Origin of the sequence: Synechococcus sp. GEYO (genome assembly GCF_900473955.1) — a bacterium.
Taxonomy (GTDB): domain Bacteria; phylum Cyanobacteriota; class Cyanobacteriia; order PCC-6307; family Cyanobiaceae; genus Synechococcus_C.
On sequence record NZ_UCNL01000007.1, the window covers coordinates 384,816 to 410,803 of the forward strand.

At 40.6% G+C, this 25,988-nt stretch carries 20 protein-coding genes and 1 pseudogene; 14 read left to right on the forward strand and 7 right to left on the reverse strand.

Features of this window, described 5'->3' with window-relative positions; genetic code table 11:
* Window positions 1-13: 13 nt before the first annotated feature.
* Entirely contained in the window at window positions 14-2,989 is a 2,976-nt protein-coding gene (locus DXY37_RS06955; RefSeq protein ID WP_115125944.1) for a peptidase domain-containing ABC transporter, read from the forward strand.
* Between the two features lie 12 nt (window positions 2,990-3,001).
* Here the strand turns inward: DXY37_RS06955 and DXY37_RS06960 are convergent, their stop codons facing one another.
* Together DXY37_RS06960 and DXY37_RS06965 are read right to left on the reverse strand one after the other, a co-directional pair.
* Entirely contained in the window at window positions 3,002-4,012 is a 1,011-nt protein-coding gene (locus tag DXY37_RS06960; RefSeq protein ID WP_115125945.1) for a M48 family metallopeptidase, read from the reverse strand.
* The gene (locus tag DXY37_RS06965) at window positions 4,009-5,754 is read right to left on the reverse strand and encodes a tetratricopeptide repeat protein (protein ID WP_115125946.1); all 1,746 of its coding nucleotides are present in this window, start codon (window positions 5,752-5,754) and stop codon (window positions 4,009-4,011) included. The genes DXY37_RS06960 and DXY37_RS06965 overlap by 4 nt, the downstream gene beginning before the upstream one ends.
* Window positions 5,755-5,789: 35 nt before the next feature.
* Between DXY37_RS06965 and DXY37_RS06970 the strand changes: the two genes are divergently transcribed.
* Both DXY37_RS06970 and DXY37_RS06975 read left to right on the forward strand, forming a co-directional pair.
* On the forward strand, window positions 5,790-7,001 hold the full coding sequence (locus DXY37_RS06970; RefSeq protein WP_115125947.1) for a glycosyltransferase: 1,212 nt from the start codon (window positions 5,790-5,792) through the stop codon (window positions 6,999-7,001).
* 198 nt (window positions 7,002-7,199) lie between these two features.
* Window positions 7,200-8,654 (forward strand): hypothetical protein, encoded by a 1,455-nt coding sequence (locus tag DXY37_RS06975; RefSeq protein WP_115125948.1) that lies wholly within the window; start codon window positions 7,200-7,202, stop codon window positions 8,652-8,654.
* 36 nt (window positions 8,655-8,690) lie between these two features.
* Here DXY37_RS06975 and DXY37_RS06980 read toward each other — a convergent pair whose 3' ends face one another.
* Window positions 8,691-9,587 carry a hypothetical protein gene (locus tag DXY37_RS06980; protein WP_136975566.1) on the reverse strand — a complete coding sequence of 299 codons (897 nt, stop codon included), beginning with the start codon at window positions 9,585-9,587 and terminating at the stop codon, window positions 8,691-8,693.
* 143 nt (window positions 9,588-9,730) lie between these two features.
* Here DXY37_RS06980 and DXY37_RS13070 point away from each other — a divergent pair, with 143 nt between their 5' ends.
* Complete coding sequence (locus DXY37_RS13070) at window positions 9,731-10,414, forward strand: hypothetical protein (RefSeq protein WP_136975567.1); 684 nt, start codon at window positions 9,731-9,733, stop codon at window positions 10,412-10,414.
* Here DXY37_RS13070 and DXY37_RS06985 read toward each other — a convergent pair.
* Window positions 10,379-11,806 carry a sulfatase-like hydrolase/transferase gene (locus DXY37_RS06985; RefSeq protein WP_115125950.1) on the reverse strand — a complete coding sequence of 476 codons (1,428 nt, stop codon included), beginning with the start codon at window positions 11,804-11,806 and terminating at the stop codon, window positions 10,379-10,381. The two genes, DXY37_RS13070 and DXY37_RS06985, sit on opposite strands and share 36 nt — an antisense overlap.
* 40 nt (window positions 11,807-11,846) lie before the next feature.
* On the opposite strand from DXY37_RS06985, the gene DXY37_RS06990 reads away from it, so the two are divergent.
* From DXY37_RS06990 to DXY37_RS13750, 4 genes are all read left to right on the forward strand, one after another.
* Window positions 11,847-13,550: a glycosyltransferase family 4 protein gene (locus DXY37_RS06990; protein WP_115125951.1), complete on the forward strand. Its 1,704-nt coding sequence runs from the start codon at window positions 11,847-11,849 to the stop codon at window positions 13,548-13,550.
* Entirely contained in the window at window positions 13,547-14,152 is a 606-nt protein-coding gene (locus DXY37_RS13075; protein WP_136975568.1) for a hypothetical protein, read from the forward strand. Before DXY37_RS06990 ends, DXY37_RS13075 begins: the two co-directional genes overlap by 4 nt.
* A 6-nt stretch (window positions 14,153-14,158) precedes the next feature.
* Window positions 14,159-15,181, forward strand: a complete 1,023-nt coding sequence (locus DXY37_RS13080; protein ID WP_136975569.1) for a glycosyltransferase family 4 protein — start codon at window positions 14,159-14,161, stop codon at window positions 15,179-15,181.
* A gap of 682 nt (window positions 15,182-15,863) precedes the next feature.
* Window positions 15,864-16,508, forward strand: a complete 645-nt coding sequence (locus DXY37_RS13750) for a sulfatase-like hydrolase/transferase (RefSeq protein ID WP_371637978.1) — start codon at window positions 15,864-15,866, stop codon at window positions 16,506-16,508.
* Here the strand turns inward: DXY37_RS13750 and DXY37_RS06995 are convergent.
* A complete protein-coding gene (locus tag DXY37_RS06995) occupies window positions 16,450-17,214 on the reverse strand; it encodes a sulfotransferase domain-containing protein (RefSeq protein WP_115125952.1) in 765 nt (254 codons plus the stop codon). The genes DXY37_RS13750 and DXY37_RS06995 overlap by 59 nt on opposite strands.
* 43 nt (window positions 17,215-17,257) lie before the next feature.
* Here DXY37_RS06995 and DXY37_RS07000 point away from each other — a divergent pair, with 43 nt between their 5' ends.
* The 6 genes and pseudogenes from DXY37_RS07000 (at window position 17,258) to DXY37_RS07020 (ending at window position 23,536) form a co-directional block, all read left to right on the forward strand.
* Entirely contained in the window at window positions 17,258-19,693 is a 2,436-nt protein-coding gene (locus DXY37_RS07000; RefSeq protein ID WP_136975570.1) for a glycosyltransferase, read from the forward strand.
* Window positions 19,690-20,193, forward strand: a pseudogene (locus DXY37_RS13755) (glycosyltransferase); the annotation flags it as partial. The gene DXY37_RS07000 and the pseudogene DXY37_RS13755, both read left to right, overlap by 4 nt.
* Window positions 20,194-20,205: 12 nt before the next feature.
* Complete coding sequence (locus DXY37_RS13590) at window positions 20,206-20,799, forward strand: glycosyltransferase (RefSeq protein ID WP_244276929.1); 594 nt, start codon at window positions 20,206-20,208, stop codon at window positions 20,797-20,799.
* A 150-nt stretch (window positions 20,800-20,949) separates the two neighbouring features.
* The gene (locus DXY37_RS07010; protein ID WP_244276931.1) at window positions 20,950-21,621 is read left to right on the forward strand and encodes an ABC transporter ATP-binding protein; all 672 of its coding nucleotides are present in this window, start codon (window positions 20,950-20,952) and stop codon (window positions 21,619-21,621) included.
* A complete protein-coding gene (locus DXY37_RS07015; protein ID WP_244276933.1) occupies window positions 21,621-22,436 on the forward strand; it encodes an ABC transporter permease in 816 nt (271 codons plus the stop codon). The genes DXY37_RS07010 and DXY37_RS07015 overlap by 1 nt, the downstream gene beginning before the upstream one ends.
* On the forward strand, window positions 22,436-23,536 hold the full coding sequence (locus DXY37_RS07020) for a glycosyltransferase (RefSeq protein ID WP_115125957.1): 1,101 nt from the start codon (window positions 22,436-22,438) through the stop codon (window positions 23,534-23,536). The genes DXY37_RS07015 and DXY37_RS07020 overlap by 1 nt, the downstream gene beginning before the upstream one ends.
* Here the strand turns inward: DXY37_RS07020 and DXY37_RS07025 are convergent.
* Both DXY37_RS07025 and DXY37_RS07030 read right to left on the reverse strand, forming a co-directional pair.
* Entirely contained in the window at window positions 23,519-25,069 is a 1,551-nt protein-coding gene (locus tag DXY37_RS07025; protein WP_115125958.1) for a glycosyltransferase, read from the reverse strand. The genes DXY37_RS07020 and DXY37_RS07025 overlap by 18 nt on opposite strands.
* On the reverse strand, window positions 25,066-25,983 hold the full coding sequence (locus DXY37_RS07030) for a glycosyltransferase family 2 protein (RefSeq protein WP_115125959.1): 918 nt from the start codon (window positions 25,981-25,983) through the stop codon (window positions 25,066-25,068). The genes DXY37_RS07025 and DXY37_RS07030 overlap by 4 nt, the downstream gene beginning before the upstream one ends.
* Between the last annotated feature and the right edge of the window lie 5 nt (window positions 25,984-25,988).

The following is a 25,988-nucleotide window of genomic DNA, read 5'->3' on the forward strand; positions in this document are numbered from 1 at the left end:
TAGCTACTCGCTCTTGAAAGCTGCATCCTCCGTTCAGCTCGAGAAAATCTTAGCGTCTTTAACGAAACAAGAGCCCTTCAGTCTCTTGACTTCCAAGTTTCGTGATAAGTGGTTTGAAGGAGCAGAACTGAAACGATGTGATGTTGGCTATCGCCTTCTGAGGCCTGATGAACTCCCTAATGAAATTTACTTAATTGTCTCTGGTGAGATGCGCTTATTGGTACCAGACCCTCAGGGTGTTGGACCTATCACTTTTGACAAGCGTGGTCCGGGGCAATTACTTGGATGGGTCGGTTTGACGCGCGGTGCTCCTTGTGAGTGGGTTAGTGCAACTTGTGAAAGTATCGTTTTATCTTTAAGAGCAGATTATTTTATCCAAGCTTTTTTAGCTTCAACGACTTTTGCCGATTTTTTCAAAAGTTTACCAGTAGCACAAGAATCTTATGCTGTTGCACTAGCTGCTAGTGATTTATCTCCACAGCTTAAAGCGGATTGGTATAACAAACTTTCTGAATTATCTGCTCAAGCGTCGGCCATTACTGTTGAACCTAGTAAACCTTTCAAGGTTCCAAGCTCTATACCTAATTCAAGTATTTCTTGGTATCTAAGTACTTCAAATGTGCCAGGAATGCCAATGGGTTCAAGCTTAGCAAATGGAATGGTAATACCAGAGATACCTGGATATCAGATGCCTTACCGTTGCGTTGGATTTCCGTCTAATATGGCAATTAATTTAGGTCAGCAACTAAATAATAAAGGCATTCGCGCTATGAATGCTGACAATCCACCTACCAATCTTCAACAATTAGGAATATTAGAGGCGGATGATCTTGAAGATAAAGATTATTTTCCTATATGTCGAGGTTCTGGGCCGCTTGAAGAAGGTGTAGCAGTCAGCGAGATGATTTCTTTATATTTTCAAACCCCTTTTAGAAAGGATTCGGTGCGGAAAGCTCTCGATGGTCACATTAAGCGTGATAAAAGTCTATCTATTGAATTGCTTGGTGGTATTTGCGAGTCAATAGGCTTTAGCACACAATTAGCAGACATTAATCCCAAGTATTTTTTGAGTGTTGAAGCTCCAGCTATCTTATTTTTAGAAGAGCATCCTGTTATATATTACGGAAGTCGTGGAAATAAAATTATTTTAGCTGATCCACAGAGAGGCTTGCGCAAGCTTGCTTTAAGTGAACTGATTACGCAAATTCCTACTTCAAAAGTCCGTTTAGCACTTCCAAAAAGAACCTCAACTACGCCTAGAAGTCGTTTCGGCTGGAGTTGGTTTACTCCATTGCTTTTTAAGTACCGTAGTTCATTAGCATTAATCTTCGTAGCGTCTCTCCTGGCCCAATTATTTGGTTTAGGTATTCCTCTATTAATTCAGCAAATTATAGATAAAGTCTTAAGTCAAGGTAATCTCAGCAGCCTGAATGTACTTGGGACAGCAATGGTAGTAATGGCACTATTCCAGGGAATACTTACTGCTTTGCGTACATACATTTTTGTTGACACCACTGATCGTATGGATCTCACCCTAGGCAGTTCTGTGATTGATCGTTTACTTTCTCTTCCTCTCAAATACTATGAAAAGCGTCCTGTAGGTGAATTAAGCCAACGCCTTGGTGAACTAAACACTATTCGAGGTTTTTTGACGGGAACTGCACTTACAAGCGTCTTGAACATAATATTTTCGGCGATGTATTTAGTTGTAATGCTCGTCTATTCTCCGCTGTTATCAGCTGTTGCACTTTCAACTCTCCCATTTTATATAATAATGGTTGTTGGTTTGTCCCCAATTTATAAGTCCTTGATTCGGAAGCGTGCAGTAGCTCAAGCTCGTACTCAAAGTCACTTAATTGAAGTCATTAGTGGTATTCAAACAGTAAAAGCACAGCATTTTGAATTAACTTCTAGATGGAAGTGGCAAGATCGCTATCGTGTATTTGTCAGTGAAGGATTTAAAAGTGTTGCACTTGGCTCCACTTCTTCTGAAGTAGGAAAGTTCTTAAATCAAATAAGTGGATTGCTAGTCTTGTGGGTGGGTATGTGGTTAGTCCTGAAGGGTGAATTAACTTTAGGTATGTTGATTGCTTTCAGAATTATCAGTAGTAATGTAACTGGCCCTCTTTTACAGTTAGCCACGCTTTATCAGGGATTCCAGGGAGTTCAACTTTCAATGGAACGCTTGAGTGATATTGTCGATCAGAACCCTGAAATGTCCACGCAGGGTGAGAGCGGGCAAATCCCCCTGCCTAATATTCAGGGTGCAGTTAGATTCGAGGATGTACGCTTTCGATTTGGTAATAGTGGTCCTTATCAAGTCAATGATGTCACTATTGATATCCCAGCCGGAGGATATATCGGAATTGTGGGTCAAAGCGGAAGCGGAAAGAGTACTTTGATGAAGCTTTTGGCTCGACTATATGAGCTTGAAAAAGGTCGTATATTTATTGATGACTACGATATTGCTAAAATTGATCTTTCAAGCTTGAGACGTCAGATTGGCATAGTCCCACAAGATTCTCTACTGTTTGAAGGTACAATAGCCGAAAATATTGCTTTAAATGATCCCAATGCTAGCACTGAAAGTATTATTGAAGCAGCAAAGATAGCATGCGCTCATGATTTTATTATGAGTCTTGGACAAGGATATGCTACTCCTATAGCAGAAAGAGGTGGAAATCTTAGTGGTGGTCAACGTCAGCGTATCGCAATAGCTCGTACTGTACTTTCTAATCCCAGATTGCTAGTGATGGACGAAGCAACAAGTGCATTAGATTACAGCACAGAAAAACAACTATGTCTGAACCTGCAAAAATGGGCTAAAAATAGGACAGTATTCTTTATTACTCATCGCCTTACTACTATTCAAGAGAGCACTTTAATACTTTTGATGGACCAAGGTAGATTAGTTGAATATGGAACTCATGATGAGATGATAAAAAACAAGAAGCGTTATTATAGTCTCTACAATCAGCAATCAACATAAATATTTTGACTCTTAGGAGTCAAACTTGAATGGTTTGTTTTTCAATTCTTTAGTGCGTTGCGCGAGAATTTTTTCTAAATGTACTTTTTGTGTATGGTCTAATTCAGGTTTATTTTTTATTTTATCAAAAAAATATGTTGCTCTCTCTAGATCTCCTTTGATTGAACATACTGAAACTAAATTGATTATTGAATTAATATTGTTTGGATTAAGCAATGCGGAATGTAATAAATAAATTTCCGCTTCGACATATTTTTGGAGCCCAACGTAACAGTCGCTAGCATATTTGTAAGTTAGGTCTGCTGGAAGTCCGAGTACTTTTAGTTCTGAGCAAAGACTTAACCCAAAGGTATAGTTCTTTTCGGCCAATGTTTGCTTTAAAAGCTCTAGTTTTTCCAAGATCTTTTTGTCTTTGTTGGTATCTGGTATATGCTTTATAACAGGATTTTGAGCTGTATTACCTAATGGCGATTTGCTTGCAAGATCAACTTCTTCATCTGAAAACGCAGCCATCAATGGGTCGAAATCTGTTTTTGAAGATACTTGTGTCTTGGCTTCTGTTATATCTTTCTCGTCTTTTGATTTAATTAATCTATCTTCTGCTCTTTCAAGATTGATTTTTGCGTCTAAGTATTCTGGATACTGATTTACAATGCCTTTTAAAATCTCAATAGCTTCTGTATGTTGGCCTAGGTCTACTAATACGTTCGCATAGTTGTTTTTAATGTACCTGTCTTCCTCGCTAAGTTCCATAGCAGATTTAAATTTATCAAGGGACTCTTTCAGAAGCCCAACTCTTCGTAAAGCAGCACCATAAAGCGAATAGAAGGATCCTTCGTTTAGAAACGACCCTTCAATTTCTGCAAGTAAATTAAGGCAATCTGAATAATTTCCAAGCTGAAAATTAGCTGCTGCTATAAGTCTTTGAGTCTCGGGGTCAAATTCATCATCTTTATCTGCTATATTAACAATCTTTTTGTAGTAGCCCTGTTCATACAACTGATGAAGATCGGCAATACTCATTTTGATTCGTAGAATTGTTTTCCAGTATAGGGCATGCAACCTTTATCAATCCAATCGGACACTTCTTTCATAGCGGTCTCCCAACTCCCGTTCGATGTTTGTCTTGCGATTCCAACACTTGAGTACCAATAACTTCTTTGAGTGCCTTCGTCTTCTAACCAACGCCAATCAGATGATCGGCTTAATAGACATATAGTTGGTTTACCTAATCCTCCTGCACCATGAATTGTTGTATTCGCTACGCTAATTACTGCATCACACGCTTCAACTTGTGATATCCATTTGTCCATATTCGCTAGTGAATTTACTCTTTGATCATTAATTACATTGAAATTTTGTTTGCTCCAGCGCTCTAGTACAGCCGAAACCTTTCCGTATTGTAAACTCACAAACAAAATGTCATGATGTTTTTTGAGTACCTCAGTAAAAATCTTTGTGTTTACAGACTTCAGGTTGACTCTGTCTTTTCTTCCACCTCCAGACCAGCTGATACCAATCACCTTAGTCGCATTAGGTTTAGATTTAAGGTATGACTTGCGCAATTCATGCGCTTCAGTTTTATTCGCTTTTACTACTGGGTCAAAATTAGAATACTTTTCGGGGTCTGTGCATCGATATTGGCATATTGATCCTAGTGGTATTTGAAAATCAAAGTTTTTTGTGTTGGTTTGGCTCAAATTCTTTAGCCTAGCAATAGTAAGTTTCTTTTTTGATATTTCTGCTTTAAAGCTTCTTTCGTAGATAGGTACCAGTCTATCATTAAGTACCAATGTGATATGTTTGGCTTCTTCAAATAAATTTGGCAGAATTGTTAAAAACATCATCACATCTCCTACTGCTTGTTCTTCAATGACTAAAATTGTTTTCCCTTTTAGCGATTCACCTTTCCAAAGTTTTAATTGATTGTGAGAAAATGGCTTCTTCATTGCTCTCTGCCATCTTTGTTTTCCTATAGCGGGGGTTTGTAGGCCATGATCGAATAGTTTCCATCCTGTTTTAAATTCTTGTTTTTTTATTATCATGCAGCCAAAGTTCCAGCAATTTGAGTTAAACTGCTTTAGTATTTCTCCAGAATTGTCCGGGTTTTCAGCTAATGCCTCTCCTAAAATAATTTTCGATTTTTCGTATAGTTTATTAGCTTCGCTACCGTCACCATTTTTTACAGCGGCGCCTAGTTGATTCAGAATATATTCGAGCTTGTAACTTTCAGGTAATTTCTCAAGAGTTTTTTCCAGAATTGACGCTAGTTCCGGTTTATTGTCTAAATCAGTATATTCTTGAACAATCAGGATTGTTTCAACAATCAATTTGTCATTATTTGGGTAGCAATCTAATGCGAGTCTACAGATTTCAAGGGCCCATTCGTCTTGCTTAAGTTCTCTTAGTAGTCTAATAGTAGTTACCCAGTGTCCTAATTCAGCATCTTGTGGTTTCTTTCCTATTTCTTTTGTGAATATTCTTAAAGTAGCTAGTGATTCCTCTAAAGAAGCTACTGGTCTGTGGAGTTTCTTCAGAGTATTTGCTCTATTGATTGATATACCAGCCCAATTTGGATATATTTTCCTTCCTTTTGTCAAAATTACGAGGCTTTCTTCAACTTTGCCAAGTTGTTTCAGCAATGCCCCATAGTTTTGGTAGAGTACAGGTGTTTGCTTGTCTGTTTTTAATGCGTTCTGATAATGTTTTGCTGCTTCCTCTAGTTGTCCGTTCATATGCGCCTTAATAGCGTCTTGTAGATGCATGTGACTTTTATTTGATCCTTACCCCAAAGATTAGCATGAGCAGAGCCATATTATTTATACACACCAATTGTCCCGCACAATTTAAGGGTCATATTCAATATCATCTAAATAAAGGCGATTCCGTTACTTTTTTGTGCCGAACTGCTTCAGGTCAGCTCCCTAAAGGAGTCAGATGTTTGAAGATCAAAGACCCTCGAGTAAGTGATGACAAGTTTAATAATTTAACTGAAACTCAAAAAATGAAGGTTTTTAAAGAAGTTTTTGCCACTTCTTATCGACAATTGTCCTCGCAAGGCTTTTACCCTGATCTAATTGTGTCCCATTCTGGCTGGGGTGCAGGTGATGCTTTACGTTTATGTTGGCCTAAAAGTAAAATTATCTCATATATTGAGTGGTGGTTTTTGGAACCATCTCTTGCCCCTATGGGAATGTTTTCAAAGACTAAGTGGATGAGCAAGTCTTTTTTGCAGACTCAAAAATCATCCAAACGTAATTCTATTATCGCCTTAGAGATTTGTCAGTCTGACTTGCTTGTTGCTCCTACACTTTGGCAGAAGTCAATGCTTCCACGCTTGATAAAGCCACTCTGTAATATTTGTTTTGATGGAATAGATACCGATTTTTTTTCACCTGATACAACGCAACGATCTAATTCTCGAAGTTTGCTATTAACATATGGCACTCGCGGAATGGAACCTCTGAGAGGTTTTCCTGAGTTTGTCTTGGCTGCTAAAGAACTTCTAACGCAACGAAACGATGTATGTGTTGAAATAGCTGGTCTTAACCAATGCTTTTATTATCCATCACCACCTCCAACAGGCAAAACTTGGGGTGATTGGGCCTTTAAACAACTCAGACCTTGGATTGACCAGAAGAAAGTAAGATTTTTAGGTCGCTTAAATTTAAAAAATTACAGAGCATTTTTAAGAAGAAGTGATGTCCATTGTTATTTTTCTCTAGATTTTGTGCCAAGTTGGAGTTTTTTTGAGGCAGCTGCTGTTGGATGCAACATTGTTGCTTGGAACACTTTGTCTGTAAAAAGTCTTTTTACTGATTTGCAGTCACCTGTCGTCCTCTGTGAACCAGGTGATCCTAATTCTGCTTTTAAACATATTAATGAATTGTTTAATAACCCTGAACTTAGAATTGAATACTCAACACGTGCCAGGGTTTTTTCCAATAAGTATTCACTTTCTGAATTTAACCTAATATGGTCAAAGCTTTTGTCTCAGATCGGTCTCGAATAGCTTAGAAAGTGATTTCTACGGTAGACACTTGAGATTGTGTCTGAGAATTATCTTGCTGTAGGGAAATGACGTTAGAGTGATTGATTGGATCAAATATTTTACTTGTTCCAAATAGAGCAGTTTTCGGTTTGATGTTGACCATTGCTCCCAAACTCTCTACTATGTTAATGGTCCGTCCTTTTTGACCCGCTTCGATCAATGGCAAACATTTTTGTTCCGTCACCCAATACAACCACACTGGGGACGGACAGCAACGACACAATCGTTCTCAACACAGGCCTCCAGGTCACCGTTCAGGGTCTTGCAGGAAATGACGTAATTACCGCCTCAGCTGGTGGTGTTTCTAATTTCACTCTTGTTCGCTTGAACGGCGGTGAAGGTAATGACACAATTGCATTTTCTGCAAGTGAAGCCGGAGACAATGCTAACGCCAGCTTCCTTGGCGGTGCAGGAAACGACGTAGTTTCAGCTGACAATGGAACCTTCACAGCCTCGCTGATTCAAGGTGGTGGTGGCAACGACACCATCGTTCTGAGTGCTGGTAACTGGGTTGCTGGAAGCACAATTGGTAGTAACGCAGGTGATGACCTGATCACTGCCTCTGCATATCGCGTTACCACCAGCTTGATTGGCGCAGGAGCTGGCAATGACACCATTATTTTGAGTGCTGGTGCCACCTTCCAAAACGCAACCATTGCAGGTGGTGGTGGTAATGACACCATTTCTGCTGGTGGAGCCTTTACCGGTTCAGTTCAAATCAAGGGCGATGAGATCGGTACCATCGGTAATGACACCATTGTTCTCTCTGCTGTAGGTAACGCTGCTTCTGCAGCCCTGGTTCAGGGTGCAGGTGGTGCTGACCGCTTTACTATCGGCAGCTTTGTTGGTACTGGTGCCACTATTAATGGCAACTACGGTAAGGATTCCATCGTTGTTTCTGCTAACGGTATTGAGTCCGCTGGCATGTTGATCGGTGGCGGTGCAGGTGCCGATACGATCACTCTTTCCGCTGTTATCAACACTGGTGATTTCGACACCTACGCCACTGTTCAAGGTGGTGGTGGTACTGACCTCATCACCATTGATGCAGCTGCACGAAGCCATTCCTTCACTGGTGGTGCTAACAACACCGCAGTTATGGTCTTCGGTGGTGCTGGCGCTGACACCATCCTCTTGGATGCTGCAGGTGCAAGTGACTCGGGTACTTACACAGCAAACGGCTACCTCAGATACGACGCTTTCTCCGAGTCCAACATCACCACAACTGATGTTGTCTCCGCTTTCTCTGGAGCTGCCGGTAATGCCCTCGATGAGACAAACAGCGGTAACGCCATTGTCGTGACTCAAGATGTTGCTGACATGACGCTCCTTACTCAGAGTGTCAGCGGTACTTACACTGTTGCTAACGGTAAGATCACCGAAGCTAATTGGTTCGGTAATCAGACCGATATTTCGGCACGAATCACCTTCCTTGATTCGATTGTTGAACAGGGTAAGACAGTTGTCCTTGAGGGCATTGGTGGAACGGATTACCTGTTCGTTCAAGGTGGAGCAGCTGGCAGTGGCATCGAAGGTGACCTTCTTGTTCAACTTGGAAATCAAGTTGCAAGTGCTTCTATCGCATCCGTCAGTGCTGTAACGCTCACCATCTGATAACGACCTAGTCGTCCATTGTTTTAAGCCCCACCTTTATAGGTGGGGCTTTTTGTATGTTTTTTTATATTCGTTTCTTAGATTTGCTGGCATTTTGTATTTTTGCAGACCTGGACGAATAATTAATGTTAGTCTGGTAAGGTATTTGGAAATAACCTCAAAAATCCATTTTTTTATACCCTTTGAATTTTTGCTTTTTTTGCGAATCTTATTTGAAAGTCTCAGTAGATCTATACTCAGTTTTGGTAATGCTTTGTTGGTCGTTGTGTTTCTCCCTGACAGATATAGTTCCTTACTAAGTTTTAGTTTTGCTGCAAGTGCGCTACACGTTGATCCATGTTTTAAGATTGCTTGCTCATACTCTATGACTATTAATTTTGATCCGCCCCACTCTTTTTCTAATGCATTTTTCCACTTTTCTATTAATAATGATTGATTCCCAAATAGATCAGCTTCGTAACTACCCGGAATCGGTGGATCCTTTGTGACTCTGCCTTCATGAAGAACTGCTGTTGTATGTCTTGACTGGGCTAAATCTGCAGCATCGCGTATGAATAAGACAACATCTAGCTGTGAAATATCGGTTTTTTTGATTGCATTAATTAGTCGTTCTATCTCTCGCGTTGTAGTTAGACGACTGCTTATTAATTCACTACTTGCTAATATTTGATTCTTATTTGTTTTCCTCGCATTATCTATATCATCGATAAGATCAATTTGAATTTTATTTTGAAGCTCTATTAGTTTTTTGTCGCTTGTGATATTGTGTTTATAGGTGGCATCGTCGCGTCTGTCTGGGTTAAATCCTAGTATCGAGAGCTTTCTGTGATTGACTTTTCCAAGTTTTCTTGGAACATACCATCCTTCCGCACCGAATGTTGTACGCTGTGTTTTCATCCAAATCTGAATGGCAGTAGACCCTGTCTTTTCCATTCCAATGTGCAAGACGAAGCGCATTCAATAGACGTCCATTGCTTTGATATCGTATGGCATTGTCTCGTGGCCTTCTCGTCGTCGCGACGGGTAGTCGTTACCTAGAGGAAGCATCTAGAAATCTCCGTGCATCTAAGCCGTTTTTGTCGGGTTTGCCTACTGTTGTATTTACAGATTTACCAGATCAAGCAAAAGAGATGGGTGTCTTCGACCAGGTTTTTCGACATGCTTCACCTGTTGGAGGTTATCGAGACAAAATATTGCCGTTGTTAAACCTACCTTTTCAACAAACGCTGTACTTGGATTCAGATACCCGCATACTTGCGCCTATTAAAGACATATTTGATTCTGCATCAAACAGCCACTTCGCTGCTGCTCATGCACCTGTGCGAAAACCTTCTGGGTGGAATGATGAGGCGATTCCATCAATTTTCCCTGAGTTCAATTCAGGCGTCATTTTATTACGACGTTCTTTTCGTCAGAGGTTATTAATTAAACGTTGGTTGCGACTTTATGACCATTTGGCGTTGAATAGAGGTCAGACTTGGGATCAGGCATCCTTACGTTCTGCTTTGTGGTGGATGATTACCCACACATATTTGCGTGTGTGTGTATTACCTTCAGAGGCTAATCTAAGGATCACTAAGCCGTGGATTGCTGGAAAAGGTATTTCTGTTTATATTTTACATGGGCGGATACCAGAAGCTGAAATGTCTGAATTTTTGCATTATCTTAATTCTGAAATAGGGTGTTTCCGAACTTGGAGTGATTGGTTGCATAAACATCCGGATTCAATGATCAGGCCCAAGCTCCCTCCATATCCATAGCTTTTCAGATCGGTGATTTGATTCTTTCAAGGCCCACCTTTTTAATAGATACCAATCGAAGCTAAACTTCCACCTCAAATATTTTTCTTTTATTACATTGCATTGTTCGTTGGGATCTTTTTTTGTGTTAATAGCCCATAGGTATTGACCATTGAAGTCTACGCATAATTTTTTATGACCTCTTATAAATACCCGCTCCTTCCCGTATTCAATAATCGCTCCTCTTTGTCTTTCTGCCCATTTTTGTAGGTATATATAAGCCCCACCACCTTCTGTAAGCCCTCGAAATGTTTGCTTTAAAAGCCCAGTTAATTCAACCGGTTTATTTGAATATTTGGTTTGTTTATGTTTTTTGACATTATCTGGTCCTTTATAAATCCATGGAACATTAATGGCTCCCTCAAGAAAACAGCCCTTGTATAACATGCCTGCATCGCCTAGCAACTCACCATGATCAGCAGTGATTGCTATCGCTGTTCTTGTTGCATCATCGCGTGAGTTTAGTGTATTTAACAGTATTCCTAGCTGATTATCAAGCAGCATCATATGGTCTGCATAATCTTTTCTACATTCAATGACTATTTTTTCAGTTAGTTTACCGTGCCACTTTTGGCATAATTTTTTTAATTCAACTTCATTGCTCAATTCTTCTATCCATTTAGGTTTTCTTCTTGCTTGCGGTAAATCAGTTTTTTCATTCATACCATGCCATGGATGTGGCGTATCGAATGGTTCATGAGGACCAACGAAGCTTACCCATAGCATCCATGGCTTCTCCATAGGTATCTCTTTTAATACTCTTTTTGCTTGGGTAGTGATCCAGCAGTCAGGATATAGTTTTGTCGGCAATATGCTCGGCTTCACTTTCCATGAGTTTTCTGTTAATCCACTTCCATATCTTTCTTCTAGGTCCCTTAGTTGTTGTTCCATCACTCCTGCCTTTTCCCAATCATCCGTTAGTTCACAGCTTATTCTTCGTAAAGCGCGTGGTCCAGCTACTTCTATTACATTATCAAATCCCAACATATTCATTAAGGTCTTATTGTTTCTCAAATCATTCTTTTTATCATGTCTAGTCCAGTGTGTTTTGCCAACTAGTGCTGTGTAATATCCGTTATTCCTAAGTTCTCGAACAATGGATGGTGCATCAGCTGGTAGGTCTATACCCTGATTTTGTGTAACACACATTTGAGATGGCATAAGCCCTGTCAACCAGCTAAAACGTGCTGGTACACAATGAGGGCTGCTCGTATAACACCGAGTAGCTGCCCACCCTAATTTGCTAATTTTTTCAAGGTTTGGTAGCTGTACTACCGGGGCTTGTGGGTTCCCCCAGTCTCCACGCCACTGATCAAAAGTCACCAGAAGCAGGTTTGCGTTTTTTTGGCTCATTTGTCGTTTTTAGCTTTGAAACGCTTTTCTGAAGATTGTCATGACACTCAATCACCTTGGTCTCCTTTATGCCTCTGATGCTTATGCATCGTCATCTCGAAAAATGGGTCGTCAACAAAGCGGTGTTGGTTTGTTGTCTGCCATGCTTCGTTTTTGTCCTTGTGATCGCCTTCCTGTTGTAGCACCCCGAGACCACGATTTATCGGGGTTACAGCAGGCTCATGCATTGCACCGCCCAACGTTGAAGCTGAATGTATGGCCACTTGATAAGTTAGATCGAATTCAGGGCTTAGATTCATTACTTGTCTCTGATCCTGTTCTTTCACGATGGGCTGACTACCGTCGTTGGCATTCTATGGGTGCTAAGGCGTTTAGCCTTATTGGAATTACTCATACTTTGTCAACTCTTGGAGTTTTAAAGGGTTTACTTAATTTTCCCAGCTCTGATTTATATCCTTGGGATGGTTTGATTTGTACAAGTCGATGTGCACGTGAAGCTGTTGATCATGTTTTTGAATTTGAAGGCATGCGACTTGCACAGCGTTTTGGGGGATCTTTTCATAATTGGAAATTGCCACAGCGGCCTGTTATCCCGCTTGGCTGCGATTTAGATCGGTTCAAAGCTTTATCAAAACTTTCCGCTTTTCACGATTCGCGTAAATTCCTTGGTTTGTGTAAGGATCGTTTTGTGGTTCTGTGTGTCGGTCGATTAGAAATTCATTCAAAATCCCATCCTGGTGTTCTTTTACAAGCATTAGCAAGAGTCGTCCAACAACAACGAAATTCGTCAGATCCTTCTTTTTTACCTTGTTTATTGGTTCTAGGAACAGCTCAATCCAGTGAAACGATGCTTCTGTGGAAGCAAGTTAAAGATTATTTTTCATCTTTCTTTGAGCTACGTCTTTTGGATGGTAACGATGAGAATCTTACAGACTATGCATGGAGTTCCGCAGATATTTTTGTAACTCTGGCTGACAGTCTCCAGGAAACCCTTGGTCTTACTCCTATTGAGGCTATGGCACGTGCTCTTCCTGTTATTGCGTCTGATTGGAATGGCTATAGGGACAGTGTCGTACATATGGTTACTGGCTTTTTAATTCCCACATCACAACCAGGTCATAATGCTCCTCAACGGCTTGCTGAGTTAGCCATGGGTCGACTTAACCATAACTCTTTCATGGCCGATTTAATGCAACAAGTAGTCGTTGAGGAGGATGCATTGGTTTTCGCCTTACAACAGTTGGTAGCTAACTCTTCTCTGCGTAAACGTATGGGCGAAGCTGGTCGTCAGCGCGCAGAGGAGTTTTATGATTGGTCTACGATTATTAATCAATTTTTTGATTTTAGTAAGGTCCTCACAAATTCTCGCCTCCATTATGATTCATCCATGATATTTGATATGTCTATTCTGTCACCATGGCGTCAATTCAAGAATTGGGCGTCATCTACTCATTCGAGTACTAATATTATTTCATGGAATCAGAGTCGTCTCAGTCAACGACTTACAGACCAACAAAATTTGGATATTTATTCTCTCTATTCCATTCGCGCTGAATCAGATCTTAAGATGACAGCGCTAGAACCATTGATCTTATATCTGCAGAAAGTTAGCCTTGACAATCAGCAAGTATTTTCAATAAAAAAGTCTGAGCTATATGAAGAGATGCCTCATATACATCAGTCCGATATTGATCATGCCTTGAGTTGGTTGTCTAAGCTAGGTGCCGTGGAGTTACTGCCTTGATCATTACAAATAAATTAGTTTGGCTACATTTACCTAAAACCGCAGGAACTACAACTGAGCAATTATTTGTAGCTTCTGGTGTCCCTTTACTCTGGAATGATCCCCAAAATAGCCCTCTTAAGCATCTACCTTTTTCTGAGCACCCAAATGCTTATGAGTTGCCCATTGTAGATCAACAAATTGTTTGTAATTTTCGGCGATTGCCTGATTGGCTTATTAGTAATTATCAGCATAAGCGTCAAATGATGGGGTTGAATTTAGATCTTACACCTGTTCAACAAGGTCTGTTCTGGCGTCACAATCAATCAGAGTGGCTTCCTGCCGATTGGTGGTTGGATCGATTTAATATAGATGATAGTTGTATCTTGCTTCGCGTAGACAACTTAAAGAACGATTTTCTTTCTTGCATGAAACTTTTTCAACCGATCAGTTGTTCTTCACGTTTTCGTGTGAGACTTGTTCCCTCCAGGAATCGTAATCGTTATTCTCGGAATTATAATCATTGGTACTCTATCCAACAACTTAAAGCTGTCTACTCATCAAATCCTCGTTGGGCCGCTTTGGAAAGGTACGTATATGGTGACCTCCTCATAGATTTTTAGGTTCATATGAACTCATCTATTACTTATTGGCTTGTATTACACCCGGATCTTAAACAGCCTGTTGGCGGCGTTAAGCAGATGCATCGATTTGGTGAGGCGTTGAATAAATGTGGTCGCAGGGCTTATGTAATTCAGGATCGTTCTGATTTCCATCCCGGTTGGTTTCATAGTAAATTAAAAACCACATCTTTCCAGGATTTCAAAAAACAATGGGACTTTCTTAGTCCGCAAGAAAATATTGTTGTTCTGCCTGAGACGTTTATATTGGACTTAGATGTGTATGCTCCTAGACTTCCAAAGATTATTTTTAATCAAAATGGGTCTTATAGTTTTGGATCACCTGGCTCTAAGTTTAAACTACCTCCTCAGTCTATAATAGAACTTTATCGTCGATCAGATATTCTCCATATTCTTTGTGTTTCTGACTTTGATAAAATGCTTCTTATTGATGGCTTTAACCTTGGCCAAGATAGAGTCAGTCGTTTGTACAATTGTATAGATACTAATGTATTCTTTCCTGGCCAACACAAAAAACGTCAGATTTCTTATATGCCTCGAAAAAATACCCTTGATGTAGATGTTGTTCTGGCTCTATTGCAGCTTCGTAGTTGTTTTTCGGATTGGTATTTCCAGCCAATAATCAACTGTACTCAGGAACAAGTTGCTCGTCACCTTCGTCAAAGTTTGATTTACCTATCTTTTGGTCACCCAGAGGGATTTGGTCTACCTCTTGCAGAAGCTATGGCTAGCGGATGCGCATTAGTTGGATACTCTGGTCTTGGTGGACGTGAGATTTTTACTTTGGGTTCTCAGTATGGTGTTGCTACTGAGATTCCTTTTGGGGATTGGCTTGGATTTATTAATTCGTGTTATTCATTTTCTTTGTTACTTAAAGCTGATAAAGCAAATCTCTTTAATAATCTATTGCTTGCTTCCAAGGCTGTTCATTCATCGTATAGTTTTGAATCTATGCGTCATAGTGTTGAAATAGCTTTAGGTCGATGGGAGCAATTGCTTCAGGCGTGGTGATTTGTCTATTGTTGTGCATTTATCTTCCTCTTTACTATTTGCCTTTACTCTCCTATCAGTTCCCATTTTGCATAGAGTACTGGTTATGTTGAATTTTTTCTTTTCTAAATCACTTGTCTTTGCCTTTTGCATCATGTCAGGATTAATTTCTTTTTATAAATTGCTCGCATTCAGGATCCCATCTTTCCCCCATTTTCCCTTCAATTATTTGAACAATTCAATTAATAACTCAAGTTTTTCATTGACTAGATATTTACAACTTTCTGTTTTTCTAATGAATTCAAACTGGGTCTTTGTCTCATAGTCAGAGTGTTCATTTATTATGTATTATTGTGACTGAAATTTTTGTGCCAATTCTTTGGCTAGTCGTACCCTTTTGCGGTCTGTTCTTTTATTTGAGTCTGATATTCTTGGTTTACCTCTTTAATATCTGATGTCACCGGCTTGCTCTAGACCAGATGTCTTATTTATTACCTTAGATTCATGTCGCTATGACACCTTCGAGTCGTCATATAGGTCTGGTCGCTTACCTTCTTTTTCTAGTGTTGCTCCGCTCCATAAGGCTCATGCACCAAGTTATTTTACTTACGGAAGTCATTCTGCTTTTTGGATGGGTTTCACGCCTGGAGTCTTTCAATCTTCTGAGTCTCTATTGAATCCGAAGGTTGGGAAGCTTTTTCGTATGACATTTTCAGGTCATTCTAGTCAAGATAGTGATTTAAGTTTCAGACTTGAAGGGGCTAATATAATTGATGGTTTTAGGCGAAGAGGTTATCAGACTATTGGAAGTGGAGCTGTTGAGTGGTTTAATACATCAACGGAAACTGGATCTGTTTTATCTAAACCATTTGAACATTTCTTTTTTGCTGGTAACACGTGGAGTTTATCACTTCAGTTAGAGTGGATCGAGGAGTGCTTATTAACTACGAATCCGGAACAACCACGTTTTGTTTTTTTGAACGTTGGAGAGACTCATGTACCATACTGGCACGATGGTGCATCCTGGGATCGTTGGCCTAGTCCTTGTATTCCATTTGGTGGTGATTCATGTTCTGCTGTTTTGAGCTCTAGTCGACAGCGCAATTGCCTTGAATGGGTCGATACTCAATTAGCAAATTTGTTAGATCAATTTAAGGAAAGTACTATTCTAATTTGTTCTGATCACGGTGACTGCTGGGGCGAAGATGGTCTTCGGGAGCATGGTATTAGTCACCCATCTACTCTCACTGTGCCCTTAATTATGCGTGTTCGCGGTCAGCCCATTATTTCTACGCCCACCCCCAGTCGATTCCATAACGTTCTCTCACGGCTAAGACGGTTTCTTTGAATTCTTCTCTTAGTTTTGTTCTGATACTTTCATCTACTGTTTTCGCTTCGTCCTCGCCTGAATTGTATTTATATATATTCTTTGGCAATGATTGCGTTTTCAGATTTATAAATTCCTGTATTTTTCCCCATATTATTTTCGGTTCAGCGAATAATGTCTCGCTTTTTAGCACCATGATTTGATTTTTCTTGAATAATTTTTCGTACCTATCTAGTTGTTCTATGTAATAGCTTCTGGCCTTGTAACTGTGCTTTTGAAGGCTATATGCTCCTCCATTTCTCAATCTATATTCCTCTGCTTGTAGTGCTTCTGGTAATTCAAGTTGCTCGAATCCATTTCTTCTTGCATGAAAATATTGTGATAATGTTCTTTCAACTGGATCTCTTAGAAGAATTATCATTTTCACTCTTGGTAACAAGTTATGAATTCTTCTTGGCGCCTCCGGGTGGAATATGTAAAAGGGCGTTATGTCGCCTCTTTTTTGCCCTTTTTTTGCCTTTGTATAATGCGATGCGTACCAGCTTCTCGCCTCATGCGAATGCTGCGTAAAGTAGTGCACTTCTTTGCATTTAGGGAGATAAACATCCTGATGTTGTTCCAAAAGTCTTTGCAGACTCGTTGTTCCCCCTTTTTGTACGCCCAACACGAGAAAGTGAGGTAACTTGTTTCTGTGTATTTGAAAAACTTTCAACATATCAGAATTCATAATTACTCACGGGTACTGTCCAACCATCTTGCATCTTGATCCATTGCCTCGACCTCCTTTATTGCTGATTGTTGGAATGCACCGTAGTGGCACCTCTTTGTTAGGTGGTCTGCTGCAGCGTTTGGGTGTGTCACTGCCTGGACAAACTATACGTGGTGACATCCATAATCCGGAGGGTTATTTTGAGTGGGACCAAGTAGTTGCAGTTCAGGAGCGATTGCTTGTCGACCTTCAGCGATGGTGGCCATCTTTAGATGGCACCCTACCTATGCCAAATGCATGGCTTGAGCATCCTGCTACCTTACAAGCTCGTTCTCAATTATTTGACTTATTAAGCGCTGAAATCAAGAGTCAACATGGAATCTGGGCAATTAAAGATCCCCGTTGTAGTCGTTTACTTCCACTTTGGATAGGTTTAGCCCGTGAGCTGCAATTTCCCTTGCATATTGTCCTCTCGTTGCGTGATCCAGCTGAAGTTTCCACTTCACTAGTGAAGCGTGATGGTCCACTCACTGGCATGGATCCGACTATTGCACAACAATTGTGGTGGCGTCATAATCTTGAGCTTTTACATACAGCACGTGATGCTTCACTGCCAATATCAATTGTTAGTTTTTCCGGTTGGTTTCAAGATCCTCATGCAGAGCTTGGGCGACTTCTCTTTTCCTTGCCCAAGTTTGACGTCACAGATGCTCAACGAACTCATGCTTTATCTTTGATTCGTTCTAACCTTCGCCGTAGCATTACGCCTGTTAAGCCTACGAAAATTTTTCCAGTAGTCCGAGATCTATATTTGAGTTTATTGCGGAAATTACTTTCTTCTCCTTTACCTTCTCCTACTCCATCATTTGGCCTGAGGCATATTAAGCGCAGTGCTTTTAAACTCAATAAATTGTTGCGTAATCCCAGTGATTGGACTTCTTGGCTTAACCATCATCTCCATTATCCAGCCCCATGTATACATTGTATTCCTCCTTTAGGTTCTGACCCCCTTTTCAAGGTTATTGGTTCTTCTTGGTTGGAGATTGAGCCTCATCAGTGCTTGGATCATCTTTCGTTGTCAGATCTCTCAGATCGTCAAATTGATTCGTCTAGATCTCATTCTAATTATTTATATTGTATTAATGATCCTTCTGCTCAGGGATCATTGAATTTGGTAGCAATTAATCTTGAGATGCCTTCTCCAGATCTCGCTGAACAGTGGCTTAGTGAGCTTCGTTCCTATCAGCTCATATTTGATCCTCAGCCCTCTCGTGTTCTTTTGATGAGAGAATTGGGACTTCCTGCCTGGTGGGTAAATCTTGATGGTCCAACTAATGGTTGGCTTAATCAGTATTCAGCAACTTCACCAGATATTTGGGGGATGTTATTAGGTCTAGCACCTCCTTCACTCGATTCGCTTATTGTTCTTGGTGCTCTATGTAATGACTTTAATTCTGCTTTAACTGCAGAAGCTATTTCTTCCAGTAATTTGAAGCCATCTATTCAGTACTTACCAGGCTGGTCTGAGTTGATTATTGATGATGTAAAAACCGGACTTGCACGTGCTGGCTGGTTCTCTTTTGCGAATAATAACTCATGTGGAGTCTTTTTGTCTAGCGAACTATCAGAGCAACGTACTCCTGCTGATCTACGTGCGCATTATCTTGGTCAAGATGTGTTTGCTTTGGCTGAAGAGCGCTCTTCTAGATTTACTGAGACGTTATACACCTGGAGTAGTACTGACGAGTGTCAGCCAGCCAGCTCAGTTCTTGTAAGTCTTTATAATTATGCTTCTCGAATCTGTTCAGCTCTTGATAGTGTTTTAGTGCAGACAGCACAATATATTGAACTGATTGTTGTCGATGATGCCTCTAATGACGATGGTGTTGAGAAGGTTTTAGAGTGGATTAAGTCTATAGTTTCCAGCACGAATCATCCCTTTGTTCGAATACTGTTTTTACGCCATGCATCTAACTCCGGACTTGCTGCTACGCGAAACACAGGCTTTGCTTCCGCGCGTGCTAAATGGTGCTTTGTTCTAGACGCGGACAATATTCTTTACCCTAATGCTATTGAGTCATGCATGAATCTGACAGCAAATTGTGCTGCCAATATGGCTGTCGTACATCCATTATTGGCCGTTAATGCCGAAATTGGTCGTTCCGACGATCAACGAAGTCTTGTGTCTACAGCTAGTTGGCAGTCTTCCCGTCTTCTTTCTGGTAACGTAGTTGACGCAATGGCTCTTATTCGTCGTAAGGCTTGGCAGGAAGTGGGTGGTTACACTCATATTGAAGGTGGTTGGGAGGATTTTGACTTTTGGTGCAAATTAATTGAAGCTGATTTTTTTGGTGTTCAATGCCCTTATATATTGGCTGAATATCGTAGTCATGCTCAATCGATGACTTTCACAGCTACAAATAAATCCTGGAGAGCACTTTCAAACACTCTGCAGAAGCGACATCCATGGCTTGATCTACCTCTTGCATTGATATGATTCAACAGGTTCTACGTGAATGGCCTCCTGGTTATGGGGGAGTAGAGAGAGTTGCACATGAGTTAGCTATTGTTTGGGGCGGCCAAATATGGAGCCTTGATGTTAAGGGCATTAGCCATACAGAAGTTGATTCTAGTGCTGTTACTTATTCACGGGTGTGCCTTCCTTGCATGCCAAGTTTCTTTCGTTTAAGGTTTCCACTACCTTCTCTCTCACTCTGGCGACTACTCAACGATGGAACACCTCTTCATGGTCATTTACCTTCCCCAGAGGTACTTCTGATTCTTCTTCTCGCTCGTCTATTTCGTCCTAGGCGTCGAGTAACTGTTCACTGGCATAGTTTCCTTCAACCCTCTCGAAGTTTAATTGGTATTTTATACGCTATATATGAGTGGCTGGCAGTTCGGAGCTTGTGTTTAGTATCAGACATCATTACTACTTCCCCTGTATTAGTTGAAGAGTTAAAGTCATTAGGTTGTCATCCTGATCGTCTTTTTCTTTTGCCTTGTTGCTTGAGTTCTCAGCAAGAACTTCAGGCTCTCCAGTTGCCATTTCGTGATCCATCTTCGCATTCTCCTTTCAGGGTTTTGTTTATTGGACGCTTAGATTCTTACAAGCGTGTTGATTGGTTACTGCAAGCGCTATCCTGTCTTCATCTACCTTGGGAGCTTGTTATTGTTGGCGACGGCCCAAGACGTTCTTATTTTCATCAACTCAGCTTGCAATTATTTGGGTCTGATAGTAATCATCTGGTTTGCTTTAAGGGCCGTCTTTCAGAGAAAAATAAGCTTGATCAATTGGCTATCGCGGATATTTTAGTTCTTCCTTCTGATAAATCTAATGAGGCTTTTGGAATTGTCCAGCTCGAAGCTATGGCTGCTGGTATTCCCTCATTGGCATTTCAATGTCCACGTTCCGGTATGGCTTGGGTGGCTCAGCTACCAGATCTTGACTGGTCACAGACACCTAATGGGTTAGTCGATGTTCTTTACAGATTGGCGTCTGATCGACCGCTTTGCTCTCATTTGGGGCTTCAGGCTCGTTCTCGCTACCTTGAGTTGTTTTCTCGCGATATTTGGTTACGTCAGCTCACTTTTTGGTATTAGTAGTATTCTTGCTTCATGCACCATAAAGACGCTCCTTTTTGCTCCGACTCCACTGAGGCTCGTCGGGAGCCTTCTATAGCTCTTCGCTTACATAATGTTCGTTTAGACATACCCGTTGCCACTACCGAAACGCGTAGCCTTAAGGCATCCTTGATTCGTTCGGTAACCGGTGGTCGTTTACATCGTAGTCGAGGCGGTGCTGTTGTAACAGCATTAGAAGAAGTAAGTTGTACCATTAATGAAGGAGCAAGAGTAGCTTTAATTGGTCATAATGGTGCAGGAAAGTCTACTTTTTTGCGTGTCATATCTGGAATTTATCAACACACATCGGGTTCTATCGATACGCGTGTTCATGTCCACCCTATGATTAATAAAAGTTTTATTACCAGCCCTGAGCTTAGTGGTCTGCAGGCTATAAAGGCGCATTATTTGATGATGCGAAAAAACTTAATTGGTTTTAATGAGTTTTGCGATGATGTGATTTCATTCTCTGGCTTAGGAGATTTTGTTCACTTACCCGTGAAGACTTATAGTCAAGGTATGTCAGCTCGCCTTCTTTTTGCTGTTCTCACGGGCTCAACACATGAATGTCTAGCAATGGACGAAGGTTTTGGTGCTGGTGACACCCTTTTTTATCAGAAGGCACAGCAGCGGCTTGATTCCTTCTTGGCCTCGGCAGGAACATTACTACTTGCGTCTCATTCTGAGGCATTGTTAAAGCGTTTTTGTAGGCGTGGATTAGTTTTTCGAGAAGGACGCATCATCTTTGATGGTCGTCTACAAGATGCACTTGATTTTTATAACCAATCTCTGAATCGATGATGTCTTCTAACTCCTCTGATTCCAGTTCACGGTTGTCTGCTAGAAATACACTCAAAGATGCCTGGTTGAGTCGTCGTGTTTGGTGGTTTACAGCTACTTCTCGCACCCAAGCACGTTTTGTTCGTACCTCTCTTGGTAGTTTTTGGTTGGGATTATCTAACTTGTTTTCCATTGCTGTTCTTGCTGCAGTATATGGGACAGTTTTTAAAGTACAGAACTTTACTGTCTATGTTGTTTATCTTGGCTTAGGTCTTGTTGTTTGGAATACTCTTAGTAGTGCTATTAGTGGAGCTCCGAATCTTTTCGAACAAAGTCGAACTCACTTGCATAACATTAATCTTCACCCGATATTTTTTACGTTAGAAGAATGGTCCTTTCAACTCCAAACTTTTCTTCAGTCTTTTATCCTTGTCCTCTTCGCCTTAAGTTTCTTTCAACATAATTTATTTTTGAACCTTCTGATCTTTGGATGGCTCCCTCTTCTTAACTTTTGCATTTTTTTATATTGGTTTCCCGTACTTATTTGTCTGCTCGGCGCACGTTTTCGTGATTTGTACCAACTCGTACCAATTGTCCTTCAATTAGTTTTCTTGCTTTCACCCATCTTATATCAGAAAAAAAATCTCGGTGCAATGTCTTGGACTGCAAATATAAACCCGTTGTACCGAATTCTTTCACCAATCCGCCATACTTTGATGTCAGGACAAGTTCAGTGGGGAGTTGGATTGTTTTTGTTGATTTTTAATATTTGCGGAGTCTGGTTTGCAATCTTTTTACTGAATCGTGAGCGTCGCCATTTACCCTTTCTTGTTTAATGCGTCTGATTAATTTATTGTCATGGTTGCCCGGTCATTCTGGATTCGGCAGTTATGTTCAACGTGTTGTTCCAGAAATAGATGGACTGAGATTACAACTTGGTTCAGATGGTCTTGCCCAGCTTCTTGATCCTGATCATTGGCAGCCTCAGTCTCCGCCTTGGGCACCTGGTAAGTACATGCGTCTTCTCCAGCGCTATAGCCTTGTTCAGCATGGGCTGAATTTTTCCGATGTGCTTTTCAGGCATGACTTTCATGTTGACCAGCTTGAAGCGATTTATTCGCCGTTTTTTGATGCGCTTTTATGTTGTCCTGATGTCCCGCAATTAATTACATGTCATGATTTAACGCCTTTGTCGGCATCCAATAGTTGTAAAGCATGGCTCCGTTATAAGTTTTGGCAACCCCGTCACTGCAGTACCGCATCTCGCTTGATCGCGATTAGTCGATACGTTGCTGATCAGCTTGTTTTGTTTGGCATTGACTCTAGTCGTATTGAAGTCATTCCAAATGGCGTCACTATTCAAAGGCCCCCTATTGGAGGACCGGCAAGTACTGACTTGCTCGTTTTGGCAAGGCATGATGTCAACAAGAATCTTTTGACTTTGCTGCGCGGGGTCTCTTTACTTCAGCGTCAGGCTCCTAACTGGCGTGGAATACTACGCATTGTTGGCCGTAATGGTAGGCAAACCTCAAAATTGATGAAATTAAGACAGGAGCTTCCCCGCCCTCAGCAAGTTCAATTCATTAATTCAATATCTCAGGATGAACTAGTTAACCTGTTTCGAGCTAGCTTTGCTTTAATTTCGGCTAGCTCAGAAGAAGGCTTTGATTATCCTATATTGGAGGCTAAAGCAGAGGGTCTTCCTACCTTGATTAGTGATATAAGAGTGCATAAAGAATTTCATTCTGGATCTTCATTGTTTTTTCCTACACATGATGATGGTCATATTTTTGCTCAGCAAGTTATGCAATTACTTATCGATCATAGTCTTTGGAAACAGCTTTCAACTTCCGGCTTTGATCTTGCTTGCTCCCTAAGCATTCGTCTACAGGTACAACGTATTTCCGATCAATTTAGTTCATTGGTTAGCCTTTGAATTGCCTTGCCAATCTACTTGTTGCTTTGTGTGCAGCTCTTCAAGTATTAACTCGCATATTGTTTTGTCAAAGTTTGCATCGATTAGTTTTTGATATTTACGGTAACGTTTGATTCTCTCAATTCGAATTTTATTGCGATCTGAAGGCAATGATTCATTATTTATGCCTAACTTCCTTTCGTTGGCTTTTAACGTTATTAGGCGCATTGCACTTGCCCAGTCACTTGTGTGTAATGTGCTGCACAACAATATATGCTCGTTAAAGTCGTGAAGCTGCTTAATTTCATGATGAGACGCTGATGTACTGGCGATTACTGGTAGGCCCAGACATGCAGCGTCTAGCACTGGAATTCCGAATCCTTCAACCAAAGAGGGGCTTATTAAGGCCAAAGCGTTTAGGTAAAGCCTTCTTTTCGTTGCTTCGTCTACATATCCAGTCAAAAATATAGTTGGGTGTTCCTCAACTATTTTTTTGACCTCCTTACTATATTTGTCTCTTTTGAGCATTCCTGTGATGCAGAATTGTATTCCATACAATTCGACTCCAGATTCAATGTAGGCCTTAAGAGCAAATAGAAGATTTTTACGAGGCTCAACAGACGAGTTAAATAAGAGATATTTGTTTGTTTGAACTAGTTTCTTGTTGATGCTGAGAGTTGACATCTGAGCTTCCCAATCGAGAGCATCACCTGGGAATTGCATTGATGGCGATTGCATCAGAGTTCTGTTGTTTTTATGAAACTTTTCTTGATTTTTTGCTAGTACTACCTTATTGAATTTGTGCCTTGTTGTTTCTGAGACAAATAACCTTACTGCCTTACTGCAGCTATGAAGCCGTCTCGCAAACCCTGCGACGTGGTCGGTGGTCTGTACATATTCCAGTGGAATGATATCGTGCACGGTCTGTATGAACAGCATCGGGTTTGTTGGTTGTATGTGTAGAGGACATGTTGTTATTAGTCCATGGAAACCTTCCAGGTTTATTCTTAATGGTCTATTATTTTTACGGCTAGCTAGCCGAAAACTGTTTATAAAAATGTCACTTGCGCATATCAGTCCATCTATTTCGCCGAGATATGACAGTCGTTCAGCTTGCAAGTAGGGGCTGTCAAATAGTTCACGCAGTGGATAGTATTTTAGCTTGCTACTTTTATATTTCTTCGTTACGAATATTCCGCTTAAATAGTTTTGTGCTTTGAGGACCGATGGAGTGCATAGATTTACCAATGGTATTGGATTTAAAATCTTTTCGATTAAAGTATCCGGGCGACCTGTATTAAGTCCTTCCAGAACACGTGCATAGCTAATGAATTGTTTTGTATTTCTGGGTATTTTTCTAGATGATAGATCATTGACTCGACCATCGAACTGAGTAAGAAGCCATACTTCGGCTCCTGATCTTTTGAGAGCTCGCAAAATGCCTTTGCTATAAACAGCTATTCCACGATGTTCATCTTGCTCAAGATCAATAGCGGTGACAACGAAGCGGAGTCCATCTAAAGGTTTGTTTTTTTCTGTTGAGTTAATCATCATTTTAGTCTCGCTATCTCTTGCTTGAGTTGAAGCCTTTCTTCGCGTAAGTCCATTAATAGATTTTCAAGAACTTCTAGTCTCCCTGTTTCTTGTCTTTGTCTAGTCAGTATGAGTTCACGTAGTTGGTGTGATTCACGTTGCTGTTGTTGTAGAAATAATTTTAGTTGCTCTGTTGAGGCCATGTCAACGAAATCTCTAACCCTTGATCTCAACAGTGTTAAATCCTCGCTGTTGCCATGTTGGCCTCTTTGTGTCCTTCTTGTGCTCTCAGCTTCATGAATGGCTTTGGCGTTTGAGCATAACCAAACTTTTTTGTTTAATTTTTGCTGTACATCAAGACAAAGTTCAACATCTTCACCGCAAACTTTATAATTTTCGTTAAACTTTAGGCTTTGAAAATCATTCCTTTCAATCCATTGTAGCGCTCCTGTGACAGCTGCTACTGGCTCAGTCGATGTTGCATCGCTTTTATCGGCAGAAATCATTTGATCTAGTAAGTGATATGCGGAACCCCTTGAATCGAAATTAATCCCTGCATGTGTAAGACGTCCCTCTTCGTTTCTCAGTACAGCTCCCACTAATCCTGCTTTTGAATTATTATTTAGAACTTCTATAGCTGCATCTACGCATCCTGGATCAAGAACTAAATCATCGTTTGCGAGCATCAGAACTTTTCCGCCTGCTCGTTGAGCTAATTTGTTCATATTGCTCGAATAGTGATATGGAATTACTTGTGCAATATGGAAGTCAAATCTGCTTGTGTTATTTATCTCTCCTGCTTCTGTATTGCTTCCATTCCAAGAACATAGGATTTCTACCTCCATTGCAGCCAAATCAGTCGCTAGATCTAGGCTCTTACAGAATCGGTTGATGAGTGTTGCCGTCCTTGACACCACTAGAATTGATAAACGCATGGCTA

Bases quoted from the DNA above. Each gene is read 5' to 3' on its own strand.
- DXY37_RS06960 (WP_115125945.1), bottom strand. From the start codon at position 4,012: ATGAGTATTGCCGATCTTCATCAGTTGTATGAACAGGGCTACTACAAA.
- DXY37_RS06965 (WP_115125946.1), bottom strand. From the start codon at position 5,754: ATGCATCTACAAGACGCTATTAAGGCGCATATGAACGGACAACTAGAG.
- DXY37_RS06970 (WP_115125947.1), top strand. From the start codon at position 5,790: ATGAGCAGAGCCATATTATTTATACACACCAATTGTCCCGCACAATTT.
- DXY37_RS06975 (WP_115125948.1), top strand. From the start codon at position 7,200: ATGGCAAACATTTTTGTTCCGTCACCCAATACAACCACACTGGGGACG.
- DXY37_RS06980 (WP_136975566.1), bottom strand. From the start codon at position 9,587: ATGGAAAAGACAGGGTCTACTGCCATTCAGATTTGGATGAAAACACAG.
- DXY37_RS06985 (WP_115125950.1), bottom strand. From the start codon at position 11,806: ATGAGCCAAAAAAACGCAAACCTGCTTCTGGTGACTTTTGATCAGTGG.
- DXY37_RS06990 (WP_115125951.1), top strand. From the start codon at position 11,847: ATGACACTCAATCACCTTGGTCTCCTTTATGCCTCTGATGCTTATGCA.
- DXY37_RS13080 (WP_136975569.1), top strand. From the start codon at position 14,159: ATGAACTCATCTATTACTTATTGGCTTGTATTACACCCGGATCTTAAA.
- DXY37_RS13750 (WP_371637978.1), top strand. From the start codon at position 15,864: ATGACATTTTCAGGTCATTCTAGTCAAGATAGTGATTTAAGTTTCAGA.
- DXY37_RS06995 (WP_115125952.1), bottom strand. From the start codon at position 17,214: ATGAATTCTGATATGTTGAAAGTTTTTCAAATACACAGAAACAAGTTA.
- DXY37_RS07015 (WP_244276933.1), top strand. From the start codon at position 21,621: ATGTCTTCTAACTCCTCTGATTCCAGTTCACGGTTGTCTGCTAGAAAT.
- DXY37_RS07020 (WP_115125957.1), top strand. From the start codon at position 22,436: ATGCGTCTGATTAATTTATTGTCATGGTTGCCCGGTCATTCTGGATTC.
- DXY37_RS07025 (WP_115125958.1), bottom strand. From the start codon at position 25,069: ATGATGATTAACTCAACAGAAAAAAACAAACCTTTAGATGGACTCCGC.
- DXY37_RS07030 (WP_115125959.1), bottom strand. From the start codon at position 25,983: ATGCGTTTATCAATTCTAGTGGTGTCAAGGACGGCAACACTCATCAAC.